We start from the raw sequence: 13264 nt of genomic DNA on the forward strand, positions 1-13264 counted from the left end.
GGAGTCTTATGATGACCTCTCTTCTCCTGCTTATTGCCTCTACGCTTCTGATTACACAGTCAGAGGCGGCCGCACCCCAATCTTCGCCAGTCCATGAGTTTCGCAGTCATCCCAATTGGCCTGCCGCACGGCCAAGCGACGTCGGGGCGATCCGTGGGATTGTCGAGGCGTTCTTCGACGCTATCTCCACTTCCAAAGGTGAAACACTGGACCGCAGGCGCCTAGAGTCATTGTTCGCGCCAGGTGGAAGAATCGAGATACCAATCCAGGCGTCAGATAAGCCGTCTACCGACGCGGTATTTGTGAGTTCCGACGCATACTCTGACATGTCGGATACAGGGACGAAGCATGAAGGCTTCTTCGACCACCTTATTGCCATGAGGGTGCAACAGTTCAGCATCATGGCTCACGTCTGGGCTTCCTATGAATCTCGCAAGAATCAGAATGATCCGAGACCATTTGTCCGGGGTATTAAATCGTTCGAGTTGCTCAATCGTGGAGGACGTTGGTACATCACACAGGTCGCGTGGGTTCGGGAGGACAAGAACAACCCTATTCCCGCAATTTACATGCACGACAGCCCATAATGATCTCCGAGAATGACCCGCGTAGCCGTGCGGGAAAACCGCACAGCGGCCGTAGCGGCGGTGTCGTCCGGATGCCTCGGACACGCCCGTCGCGGCCTCGATCAGCAGGTTCGAGACGGCTTGCGCAGATAGATCGCGGCAAAGTCAGAATCCTCGACTTCAAATACCTTCGCCATTCAGACATGGCCTCGGTTTTGATAACTGCGTTTGAGATATTCACCGGGGTTAGCCCCGACAACTCGTTTGAAGGCTTTACTGAATGCAGCATCGGAATCGTATCCGACCAACCGAGCGACGTCTATGAGCTTCTTGTCACGCTGCTGGAGTAGCTGCATCGCCTTCTGCATCCGCCACTCGGTCACATATTCCAGTGGTGTTTGCCCGAGTAGTTCTTTAAAACGGACTGCGAATGCGGACCGAGACATGGTCGCCGCTGCGGCCAGGGATTCGACTGTCCACGGTGTACTCACACTGGCGTGGACGGCACTCAGGGCAGCGCCTACTTGAGGATCGAAAATTGCACGAAGCCATCCTTTGTTACGCCACTCGACTTCCGACGCGATATGCGCCCTGAGTACCTGAATAAACAGAACTTCGGCCAGCCGAGTCGCCACGACTTCCGATCCCGGCGCCTGTTCTGCCATTTCTGAGGCCAGCGCCTGCATTGTGTTGTGAAGCGCAAGCGTGTGGGCCTGATCGGCCTTGATCAAAATGAAGCGAGGTAATAACTGCGTGATTGGCTTCAGACTGGCTCGTTCGAAACTGAAGGAGCCGCAGACGACGGTCGTTGGTGCGCCACCGCCCCCGTAATGAGCGACATTACTGTTGGCGTTAGCGGCGATTTCGCGAAAGGTTGACCTTGGACGTGTTCGCGGGCTATCGCGCATGACGATCGAAGTTCCCCTGACTACCAGGAAGCAATCACCACCGGTGAGGGGAATCGGACCCGGAATACCTTCAACACTGAGCCAACAGTTACCGCGCGACAGCATGGCGAAGTGTGCCAAATCTGTAGGTGCATTTTTCTTGCCGGAGGGCGTGATTTTTTCTTCGGTTTGTTTCTCCTGTGTCAGGCCCCACGGGGCTGTGGCTTCGAGCCTGTGCTGACCGAAAGCGCTTACATGCATCGTTCTGAAGATGTCGGTTATTGGGTCCAAGGGAGTCTCCATAGTTTGGACGAATGGACAAAAGATTTGGACTCCTAAGCAGTTCTCGTCCACTGCCAGGGAAATCTACTCCTCAGTAGGAAATGCTACACATCTACCGAAGGGAGCAATTATGGGAAAGCTTGAAGGTAAGGTTGCAGTCGTCACGGGTGGCAACAGCGGGATTGGCCTAGCCACGGCTAAGCGTTTCGTGGAAGAAGGCGCGCACGTCGTTATTACTGGCCGACGCGAGAAAGAGCTGAAAGAGGCCGCAGCCTTTATCGGAAGAAACGTCACGACGGTCACGGGCGACGTAACGCGGCTGGAGGATTTGGACCGGCTCTATGCCGTCGTGAAAGAGAAGCACGGTCACATCGACGTTCTCTTTGCAAATGCCGGCTGGGGTGAAGTCGTACCGCTAGAAGCGGCTACCGAAGCTCATTTCGACAAAACATTCGACTTAAACGTGAAGGGCCTGTTCTTTACGGCGCAGAAGGCTCTTTCCCTCTTCAAAGATGGAGGTTCGATCATCCTGAATTCTTCAGTTGCGAATGTGCTGGGAGTGCCAACGTTTACCGTCTACGCCGCGAGCAAGGCGGCGGTGCGTAGCTTCGCGCGCGGCTGGACCATGGAGCTGAAAGACCGCAACATTCGCGTGAATACGGTAAGCCCCGGACCAATCGAAACTCCAGCACTTGAGAATGCAGGCCTTACTCCTGAGCAAGCCAAGCGAGCGGCCGACCAGTTCGTCTCGCAGGTTCCACTCGGTCGCAGAGGTAAACCAGAAGAAATTGCGGCAGCCGTCGTGTTCCTCGCGTCCGACGAAAGTTCGTACATTACCGGCGTGGACCTCGCCGTCGATGGAGGCATGGCGCAGGTCTAGCACGGAGAGTGGCGGATCTTGTTGCTGGTGCGAGAGGTTGAAACACTTCCTATCTTTCGAATTGAGGACAAAATCATGATGAAACTGACTAACTTCGCACTTTGTGTTCTTGCCCTTTTGCCCATAACGCTCACTGCTCAGACGCTGGCAACGTCTGCAACTCAAACCCAAACCGCCAACGATCACCATGGAGACGAGGCTGCAATCCAGCAGGTAATGAACCGGTATCACGCCGCGATCCAGGCGCACGATGGAGCCGCGTTCGCCGGTTTGTTCTTACCCGATGCTAATCTCTGGCTGAATGTTCTCACAGACTCTGCTTATGCGAGAGCGCAAGCGAAGTCGCCAACTACCCAGAAAGTCCGTGTCAGCAACTATCGCGACTTCGCGAAGTTGGTCACATCGACAACGAAAAACTTCGACCCGGAACACAGCAACCTCGTCATTCACACCGATGGTACTATCGCGGTCCTCTATTTCGATTTTGTCTTCAACGTCGACGGGAAGGCCAACAACCACGGCAGCGAAACCTGGCAACTGGTCAAAGCAGCCGACGGCTGGCGGATTGCGTCCATCGTCTACTCATCAGAGCCGCCAACTCAGCAGTAGCGACGTTTCTTCATCTCAACGCTAGTAGGAGAACAGATGGCAGACACCAAAATGATCATTGAGCAGGCGTACTCCGCATTCAACAAGCGGAACATCGATGGCGCATTAGCGCTGATGACAGAAGACGTGAGCTGGCCCAAGGCTTCTGAGGGTGGCAGGGTTCGAGGAAAGGAAGAAATCCGCGCCTATTGGACTCGCCAATGGCGTGAGTTCGATGGCCATGTCAAACCGGTTGAAATAACCGAAGAAGACATAGGCAAGATCCGCGTCAGGGTGCACCAACTCGTCAAGAACCTCCAAGGCGATGTTCTTTGGGATGGCGAAGTTCTCCATGTGTTCACCGTGAACAGTGGTCTTATCGCAGCCATGGACCTCGGGGATCAGACCGATACAACGAGTCCTACTGCCGCATTCGCACATCGATCCTAACTGGCGACCTATCCTTGGCGGGCGAACCAGAGATGGTACTGACATCTTGTGCGTCATTTAGTTTTCAGGAGTGAGTAGATGACTTATACAACACGCCGCGAGTTCTTAAGCGCTCTGGCGCTCGCATCGATCCCAAGCATCCTGCCTGCTTCGACGCAGGGTAGGAATAGGGCGGGCTATTCCGCCCCACGGCTTGACAAACGCGACTTTGGCCCTGTGCGGGAGAGAATTCTGAAAGAAATCGCGGCTGGATCAGCCACCGGAGCGGCTGTCGCTGTTGTGCACAAAGGTCGAATCATCTGGGAAGAGGGCTTCGGATGGGCGAATCGCGAGGCCGCCGTAAAGGCGACTTCGCGTACGCCGTTCAACCTGGCATCCCTCACCAAACCATTCACCACTACGATGCTCATGGCCCTCGTTGCAGAAGGCAAACTCTCTCTGGACGATCCCGCAAATAAATATCTTGCGAAAAGCAAGATCATTGGCACGAACGGAAACGCGGACGTCGCAACAGTGCGGCAGCTAGGGGCGCACGTGAGCGGACTTCCCAAGATGTTTGCAATGTACGATCGCAACGAAGCCAACCTCGCTCTCAGTTCTGAGGCGCTTCTCGCAGAATACGGAAGCCTCGCGTACCCGCCAGGGTCTTGTTATGAATACAGCAACATTGGCTTCGCCGCTCTTAGTGCCATCGCGTCGAACCTGACAGGGGTGGAGATCGGACCTTTAATCACGCAGAGGGTCCTAACGCCGCTTGGCCTTGACGACAGCTTTTTCGACACCGATGTTACGCGGCTTTCAACTGGTGCGGCGCGCTACGATTCCTCGGGAAACCCAATCCCGTACTACACAACTGCGACGCCTGCGTCCGGAGAGCTGTATGCCAGCGCTCACGACCTCGCGCGGTTCGCAATGTTTAACATGAACAATCGTGATCGAGCGCGGATTCTGGACGACCGCTGGATGGAAGAACTTCACAAGCCGGTTTTCGTTGGTCCTTCGGGCGTCGCAACCACGTTCGGCTGGTTCACCCAACATCTGAAGTCCGGCGAGCAAGTCCTCTTCAAAGGCGGTGGCCAGCCAGGTGTTGCGACTGCTCTCCGTATGGTCCCGGCGGAAGATCTTGCATGCCTGGTCTTGACCAATCGATCAGACGGGGATGAGCTATGTCAGAGCATATGCAATGAAATACTCTCCAGTTACTTACCTGAATGGCGTCAGCCGGAAGACAACAGTGGGCCCTCGCCGTCGCCATTCGTTATCACACCTGAATTGAGCGGCCACTGGCAAGGAACCCTCACTAACGACGGTATGCAGATGCAAGTACGGCTGCATATCGAATCCTCCGACTCGGCCACGCTGCAACTCGGTCAGAAACCTGCGGAGAAGATCATCGAAATGCATTTAGAAGGGATAGGGTTCACAGGAACGTCCACTGGTGTGATCGAATCCCCTGATGTAATACGCACCGGAGCGAAGACGCTGAATCTCAAACTTATTCCGCACGAAGGAAAGCTGGTGGGCAGAATTCTCGCAACGGACTCCAAAACGGTGACGCTGCCCTACGTTCTCGGTCTGAAGCGAGCGTCCGCTTGAACATAGCCCTGGGAGAGATAACTCGTACCATTGCGCCCCACCTCGGTCTGGGCGAAAACAAGACATCTCAACCTTAGAATTAAAGTAGTAGCCGCTTAAGCAGGTAAAGTTGCCAGGTTGCAATACCACGCTCCAGTCGGCTGGAGACAATGACCAGGTGTCCGTTTGCGAACAGCAATTAGCGAATTCGGACGTGACCAGATTCCACTTGGCTAGTTAGGCTTGAAAAATCAACGGCCCGAGGCACGGATTCTGGCAACTGATCTGCTCTTTAGCTAACAATTCTGGATCCTAGAGTGGAGGTGTGTCGATGTCATCGTCCAGCAATCTCAAATCTCGGTTGTTGCGGGAAGGGTTTCGCCACACGTTTCGGGCATCGAGGAAGATGCCAGGCATGAGCCTCACCGTCTTACTTTCCGTGGCTATTGGTATTGGCGTTCTTACCGCGACGTTCACGATTGGCTACATCACAACCCTTACGCCCCTGCCGTATCCGGCCCCAGGTCAGTTGATGGTCGTGACGTCAGAGATCAATGCCTCCCAGAACCCGGTCTCTGCAGCCGACTTCCTCGATTGGCGGGAGCAGAACCACACTTTTCAGCATATGACGGCCATGGCGGGCGACACGTTCAATCTTTCTACGGGCGATCAACCGGAGAACATTCAGGGCATGCGAGCCACTCCGGGCTACTACAACGAATTGGGCGGTCCTGCCGCGTTTCTCATGGGCCGCGACTTCCTTCCCGAGGAAGGAACTCCCGGGAAGGGCCATGTCGTCATCCTGGCACATGCGCTTTGGCAGCGCCTCGGCGGCAACCCTCAAATCATCGGATCCAGCATCTGGATCGACGGAGAGCCTTACACGGTCGTCGGCGTGACACGGGGTGGCTTTGTCGATACGAGGGCGGGAGAGATCACGGTTCCGCTCGTATTTACGCCCGAACAGAACAACCATGGCTATCACTGGTTGCAGGTACACGGCAGGTTGAAGCCCGGTGTTACGCAGGTGCAGGCACAGGCTGACCTGGATAGCATTGCCGCGAATCTTGCTCGCGCCTTTCCGAAGACCAACCAAGGCTTCGGCGTGCTGCTGACTCCGCTGCAAAAGGTGCCTGAGCGAGCGAGAACCACATTTTGGCTTATCTTCACCGCCGTCGGATTTGTTTTGCTCATGATCTGCGTGAACATCGCGAATCTCTTGCTGGCTCGCGGATTATCAAGAAAAAAGGAGGTTGCTATTCGCATCGCCCTTGGCGCGACGAGGTGGACGATCTTTGTGCAAATGATCAGTGAGAGTCTCGCCCTGGCCATTCCTGGCGGGATGCTGGGTTTGGCCTTGGACTATGCTCTTCTGCGATACGCAATCCATATGGATCCCGAGTTCGCACTCGCGGCCAACCAGGCCAGCCCGCACATCAATCTGATCGCGCTTGTCTTTACGATAGCTGTTACCACTCTGTCCGGCATGTTCTTCGGTTATGCTCCGGCCTGGTTTGCTGCGCGCGTCGACCCGAATGAGGCACTGAAAGATGGCCACTCGGGAACCAGCTTGGTGCGGCAGCGTCTGCGTCGCATTTTGGTCTGTGGCCAGTTTGCGCTGGCTTTGTCGCTGCTCGCCGGCGCGGGATTTGCAATGGAGAGTTTCCGCAATCGTATCCATGCCGAAGTCGGCATTCGTACCGACCATATCCTAACCTTCTCGATGCGTGTGCCCGACAACCGCCCAAGTGAGCCGGCGCAGATTCTTGCTTACTATCGTCGTATTGTTACGAGCATTCAAAGCGTTGCTGGTGTCTCTTCGATCGGCATCAGCACCGGCAATCCTCTCTTTGGAGATATCTTCGGTATGGCCTTCACGGTTGAAGGTAGACCCGCACCGAGCAACCCTTCGCAACGTCCTAGCGCCAGTCTCAATCTGGTTACGCCGGAGTATTTCTCGACCTTTGGAATTCCTGTCGAGCGCGGACGTGCCTTCGATGAAAACGATATGGCTGATGGGGTTCGAGTGGCCATCGTGAACGAGAACTTCGCCAAGAGATATCTTGACGGTGCCGATCCTCTAAAACAGAAGATATCGATGGAGCAGCTTGTCCCTGGAGTAGCCAGGCTCGGTCCGGCCGTCGATTGGCGCATTGTCGGCGTCACGCGCAATGTTCGCGGATTTCAGAAAGAGGATTCCCCTGAGATCCTTATCCCGTTTGCGCAGATTCCCTGGCCTGTCACCACCATTGCCGTACGCACCGCCATCGATCCCGCAGCCGTCTCCAAACGCGTTGCTTCGGCTATCCACTCTGTTGATTCAGTCATCGCTCTTCGCAACATGGAAACCATGGATCAGACACGGGCACAGGCCACACGAGGTACCCGCGACGCCATGATTGCCTGCATGATCTTCGCGGGTGCTGCGCTTCTACTGGCAACCATTGGTATCTATGGGGTGATGTCTTTCGCGGTGGCGCAACGGTCCAGCGAGATCTCGGTACGGCTTGCGCTCGGAGCCGACCGCGGACGAATCATTTTCATGATTTTGAAGGAAGGCGCTTTGCTGGCTTGCATCGGCCTCGCGATCGGGCTTTGCGGAGCATATTTCATTGGTCGCGGCATGCAGAGTGTGCTCTTCGATGTCGCGAAGATTGACTATCCGGTTCTTGCTGGCGTAAGTGTCCTGCTTCTGTTGGCCGCACTCGCTGCTTGCTTACTTCCTGCAAAAAAAGCCGCAAGTGTGGACCCGATGGGGGCACTGAAATCGCTGTAGCAGGCATTGATTCGCATCGTTTCGTTCCTGCCCCAATGACCTCAATGCGTCCACGTTCGTGATTTGCTACAGGTAAGTAACGGGAAACGCCGTTCTCGCTAGTAACGTGTCGAGATCAGTGCCAAATCGCCAATGCACTCATTGGGGCATGGAATCGCGGAACCATATTGTGTAGTCGTTCTTAAACAAAACTTTGCCTTATTTCAAATTCCCGTCTAGTTTGATCGTTTCACCCTGTTTCCACGTAAGACTAACTTGACGCCCTTGATATCGAATGATGGCCGCAACTCCACCCCTGCTCGTAATAGCTGCGCTCACTAGCCTTCCATCTGCCCATTGCTCGCTGACCTCAAATCCCCCACGCGCGAGGAGACCACGAACTAAGCCGGTTCTCCATTGTTGAGGCAGGGCCGGGAGCAGATCAATGTAGTAGCGATCCCGATGAGTCGCGGTTGGATCGACATATTGATCCTGGCTCTGCAGTAACATCTCATTCATTGCAGAAACCGCGCCAAAGTTCCCGTCAATTTGAAAAGGAGGATGTGCATCGAAAAGATCGGGATATAACCCTCCTCCATCTTCCATGTTCGTGCCGTTTTCCTTCGTATAGTGAAGAAGGTTGGAAAGCAGATCCAGTGCGCGGTCTCCTTTGTGCAGACGAGCCCAGCAATTGGCCCGCCAGGTCAGCGCCCATCCAGTGGATTCGTCGCCGCGTTCACGCAAAGTCTCCTCGGCAGCCGCCGCGAGCTTCGGGGTCTCCGTTACCGATATTTGGCTTCCCGGAAAAAGCGCAAAGAGATGTGAGATATGCCGATGATGGCTGTTCGGATCGTCCCAGTCACCACTCCACTCCATCAACTGCCCATTGCGCCCGATATGAAGCGGCTCGATGCGATCACGGATAGTCAGCGCTTTTTCTCTGAATTCAGCATCGACGCCAAGCTGTGACGAGGCCATGGCAACATTGTTCAACAGATTCCACACCAGCTCGCGATCCATCGTCGCACCGGCGTCGATCTCAGAGACCATCCCCCTGTCTGTGCGAAAACCATTTTCCGGAGAACTGGATGGCGAAACAATGAGTTTGCCATCTGGTCCCTCCACCAGGTTCGCCATCCAGAACTCCGCGGCTCCCTTCATCGTTGGATATGCCTGCCGAAGATAGCCGAGGTCGCGTGTGAAGGCATAATGCTCCCACAAGTGCTGAGTCACCCACGCGCTTGCTCCAAACCATACTCCCCATGGCAACTCTTCGCCGGGCGAGGTCCATCCCCAGGCGTTCGTCGTATATCCCATTACCCATCCCGGGCTTTGCGGACCATAGTAGGCTCGAGCGGTTTTTTCTCCGGGCTTAACCAGGCTCTCAATCAAATGAATCATCGGAAGCTGCATTTCGCTCAGGTTCGCAGTTTCAGCCGGCCAGTAATTCATCTCTACATTGATGTTGGTGTGGTAATCCCCAAGCCATGGCAGCGTCAATCCATCACCCCATATCCCCTGCAAATTGGCTGGCAGCGGATTATCCGGACGGCTGGACGAGATCAGCAGATAGCGTCCGTAATCGTAAACAAGCGCCAGCATCGACGGATCACGTTGCGCAGCGTACTCTTTTAAGCGCTCATCTGTTGGCTTATCGCTCGACGGACCAAGTTGCAGCGAGACGCGATCATAGTACTTTCTGAAGTCCAAGATATGTTGCGATCGCAATATGTCGTAAGGCAAAAGCATGTCGGCCGACATATGCTTGGCTGCCTCATCGAGATTCGCTCCCGTGTAACCTGCGTCGTAGTCCAGAACATAGTTGGTTGCTGCAGTAAGCACAACTTCCGCGCTGTCTACACCGATAACGTGCAGTGCTCCATCGGGCGTGCTCTGTACTGTACCTCCATGCGTTCGGATACTGGCCAAAACACGATACCGTAGCACGCCTCCTGTATCTCCATCCATCTCAATCTCGTGAGGGCTAAGCGCTCTGGTGTGCGCACGCTCGATACGCGAGAGATGCATGGTAAAGCTGATAGACCCCGGATGGTCTGCGGTAAAGCGCTGCATGATCGCTGCTGCCGGAGCCGATGCGAATGACTCACGATGAAAGACGATGCCTCCGGACTGAAAGGAAACTTCAGAGAGCGCCTGGGAAAGATCGAGACTCCGCCTATATTCCGAGATATTTGTTGATGGCAGCGTGAAGTCGTATGTCAGATCACCAAGCGTTTGATAGGAAGCCGTATAAGGCGCCGGACTGTTAAAGTTGGCATTCGCAAATTTTTCTGCGACATCGTATTTACCATCTGCAAGCAACTGACGCAATTCGGGAAGACTTTTATAAGCATCCCTCCTGTCCGTATCCCGCTGCGGACCACCTGACCAAACAGTGATCTCGTTCAATTGCAGCCGTTCGTGCTCAGTCCCTCCGAATACCATCGCTCCAAGCCTTCCATTCCCGATCGGCAACGCTTCGGTCCATGTGCCGGCTGGCTGCTGGTATAGCAACAAATCTTTTGGGGCTCCGGAAAAAGCGAACAGGTGTCCTTGCAAAACTGCGCAAAGCGCAATCACAAATCCGTGTTTCTTCATGAATATCCTTGAGCTTGACGAAAGATCTATTGCTTCTTCTCGAATGTACACGCTGGCCGACTCTATTCCGAAGCTGTCGCGTTGAAAAATCCTTCTAGTTTCTCAATGTTTCGGGCAAGAAAGGCCCTGTAAAACATGATCGCGTTTTGCACATCAGCATCACTGCCAATCGGAGCCAACCGTTTACGATGAACATGGACCACCGATGGCAGACAAGAAAACTCTCTCCCAGGCAACTCTTCTTCATATCGCACAAACGCTTAACCTTCCTCTTCGCGGCATCGTCTCGGTAATCGAACTGCTCGACGATGGTGGCACCGTTCCGTTCATCGCGCGTTACCGTAAAGAAGCAACAGGCAATTTGGACGAGGTCCAGATTCGCTCCATCGAAGAAAAGCTCGCCTACTACCGCGAGTTGGAAGACCGCCGCGAAACCATCCTTGCTTCCATCGGTGAACAAGGCAAACTCACCGGCGAGTTGAAGGCGCGCATCGAAGCGACACTGGACCGCAACGAGCTCGAAGATCTCTATCTACCTTATAAGCCCAAGCGCCGCACCAAGGCATCCATCGCGCGCGAAAAAGGCCTCGAACCGCTTGCATCCTATCTCTGGGCGCAGCAAGCGACGGACACTCCGCTGGAAAAATTCGCCACAACTTTCATCAACACCGATCTCGGCGTTGCCACCGTGGACGAAGCGCTCGAAGGCGCGCGCCACATCGTTGCAGAGTTGATCAGCGAAGACGCGGACCTGCGCAAAGCATTGCGCCAGCTTGTTTTTGATGAAGGTATCGTCATCAGCCGCAAAGTAATCGATGCCATCGATGAGCAGGAAAAGTTCAAGATGTATTACGAGTACAAAGAGCCAGTGAAGACGATCCCGTCGCACCGTATGCTCGCAATACGCCGCGGCGAAAGCGAGAACGTACTCTATTTCCTCATTGACATCGAGCAAGAGAGAGCGCTCGCTCTCATTCGCCGCAATGTTCTAAGGCAACAAGGTGATTGGACTCCTCAGCTTGATCTCTCGATCGACGATGCGTGGAAACGCCTGCTCAATTCATCGATCCAGGGCGAGATTCGTCTTGAACTTAAGCGCCGCTCCGACGCAGAGGCCATTCAGGTCTTCCGCGACAATCTTTACAATCTGCTGCTCGCTCCGCCCGCTGGCCCTATCGCAGTCCTCGGCATCGATCCCGGCTTGCGCACAGGATGCAAAATCGCAGTAGTCGATGAAACCGGCAAGCTGCTTGCGCACGATGTGCTGTATCTGCACACCTCAAAGCAAGGCAATGCCGAAGCCGCTCCCAAGCTCGAAGCACTCCTGCGCAAGCATACGATTCGCGCCATCGCCATCGGCAACGGCACAGCGTCGCGCGAGACTGACGCATTTGTTCGCGGTTTCCTTCGCGATAAGGGCATCGCCGATATCTTTTCTGTCACCGTCAGCGAAGCTGGCGCCAGCGTCTACTCTGCATCCGAAGTCGCGCGACAGGAGTTTCCTGACCTCGACCTCACCGTTCGCGGAGCCATCTCAATTGCGCGCCGCCTGCAGGACCCACTCTCTGAGCTCGTCAAGGTCGATCCCAAATCCATCGGCGTTGGCCAGTATCAGCATGACGTGGATCAGCGCCAGCTCGCCGACTCCCTTGAAGGCGTCGTGCAAAGCTGCGTCAACCGCGTTGGCGTCGATCTGAACACCGCATCCTGGACATTACTGCGCCATGTTGCCGGCATCACCGAACGCACAGCGTTAAACATCGTCAGCCACCGCAATCAGAACGGCAGCTTTCGCTCGCGTACGCAAATCATGGATGTGCCCGGCGTCGGCCCCAAGACCTTCGAACAATCAGCAGGCTTTCTGCGCATTCGCAATGGCGACAATCCGCTCGACATGACCGCTGTACATCCAGAGTCCTACGCAATCGTTGAACAGATTGCGCAAATGCTACAGACTCCACTCCAGGAAATCATCAGCCAACCGCAGCTTCTCGAAAAAGTAAACCGCAGCCAGCTTCATGCAGGCGCATTCACTCTGGATGACATCCTCGCCGAGTTGCGCAAACCTGGCCGTGACCCACGCGATAAGTTTGTCGCACCTAGCTTTCATGAAGAGGTGCACACTATCGACGACGTTCAGCCTGGCATGGTGCTCGAAGGCGTCGTCACCAACGTCACCAAATTTGGCGCCTTCGTTGATATCGGCGTACATCAAGACGGACTCGTTCACATCAGCGAGCTATCGAATCGCTTCATCAAAGATCCATCGGAGGCGGTAAAGACAGGGCAGATCGTCAAGGTAAAGGTATTGAGCGTGGATGCAAAGACCAAACGCATCAGTCTTTCTATTAAAGCTCTTACCGTACCTGCGTCAAAACCTGCGCCTAAAAAGCAGGCAGCTCCGCCAGCTATCACTGTGGACGATAAGATCGCCATACTCGCCAACAAATGGCGCACCCGCGCCTAGCAGCATCGCGGCAACTGCGAATACGATCCCATGACCAATCGTATTCGCAATTGCCGCACCCTCTTTCTTAAGCGCGGATAACTGCCACCCGGACGGATCTCCTCTGCGTATCAAGCCTCTTAATTCACATTTCAATCCAATAGGAAAACTATTTATTTTCTTGACATCCCTTCTCTTCCCTCCCTATAGTTCGGTTGGTCCACGCTGGCTAGTCAT

Annotated in this window: 9 protein-coding genes; 7 read left to right on the forward strand and 2 right to left on the reverse strand. The window is 54.7% G+C overall.

From position 1 onward, the window contains the following. Positions 1–11 precede the first annotated feature (11 nt). Positions 12–587: a hypothetical protein gene (locus OHL22_RS16285; protein ID WP_263339598.1), complete on the forward strand. Its 576-nt coding sequence runs from the start codon at positions 12–14 to the stop codon at positions 585–587. A 176-nt stretch (positions 588–763) separates the two neighbouring features. Here OHL22_RS16285 and OHL22_RS16290 read toward each other — a convergent pair whose 3' ends face one another. Next, a complete protein-coding gene (locus OHL22_RS16290; protein WP_263339601.1) occupies positions 764–1744 on the reverse strand; it encodes an AraC family transcriptional regulator in 981 nt (326 codons plus the stop codon). Between the two features lie 121 nt (positions 1745–1865). Between OHL22_RS16290 and OHL22_RS16295 the strand changes: the two genes are divergently transcribed. The 5 genes from OHL22_RS16295 (at position 1866) to OHL22_RS16315 (ending at position 8004) form a co-directional block, all read left to right on the forward strand. Next, a complete protein-coding gene (locus tag OHL22_RS16295; RefSeq protein ID WP_263339604.1) occupies positions 1866–2615 on the forward strand; it encodes an SDR family NAD(P)-dependent oxidoreductase in 750 nt (249 codons plus the stop codon). Positions 2616–2690: 75 nt separating this feature from the next. Continuing rightward, complete coding sequence (locus OHL22_RS16300) at positions 2691–3224, forward strand: YybH family protein (RefSeq protein ID WP_263339607.1); 534 nt, start codon at positions 2691–2693, stop codon at positions 3222–3224. 36 nt (positions 3225–3260) lie between these two features. Continuing rightward, a complete protein-coding gene (locus OHL22_RS16305) occupies positions 3261–3653 on the forward strand; it encodes a nuclear transport factor 2 family protein (RefSeq protein WP_263339610.1) in 393 nt (130 codons plus the stop codon). 78 nt (positions 3654–3731) lie between these two features. Next, a complete protein-coding gene (locus OHL22_RS16310; protein WP_263339612.1) occupies positions 3732–5249 on the forward strand; it encodes a serine hydrolase domain-containing protein in 1518 nt (505 codons plus the stop codon). Positions 5250–5559: 310 nt separating this feature from the next. Continuing rightward, positions 5560–8004 (forward strand): ABC transporter permease, encoded by a 2445-nt coding sequence (locus OHL22_RS16315; RefSeq protein ID WP_263339614.1) that lies wholly within the window; start codon positions 5560–5562, stop codon positions 8002–8004. A 198-nt stretch (positions 8005–8202) separates the two neighbouring features. On the opposite strand, the gene OHL22_RS16320 is transcribed toward OHL22_RS16315, so the two are convergent. Then, a complete protein-coding gene (locus OHL22_RS16320; protein WP_263339616.1) occupies positions 8203–10581 on the reverse strand; it encodes a glycoside hydrolase family 95 protein in 2379 nt (792 codons plus the stop codon). Positions 10582–10786: 205 nt separating this feature from the next. Between OHL22_RS16320 and OHL22_RS16325 the strand changes: the two genes are divergently transcribed. Beyond that, positions 10787–13048, forward strand: a complete 2262-nt coding sequence (locus tag OHL22_RS16325; protein WP_263339617.1) for a Tex family protein — start codon at positions 10787–10789, stop codon at positions 13046–13048. The last annotated feature ends 216 nt before the right edge of the window (positions 13049–13264 follow it).

Origin of the sequence: Acidicapsa dinghuensis (assembly GCF_025685685.1) — a bacterium.
Lineage (GTDB): Bacteria > Acidobacteriota > Terriglobia > Terriglobales > Acidobacteriaceae > Acidicapsa > Acidicapsa dinghuensis.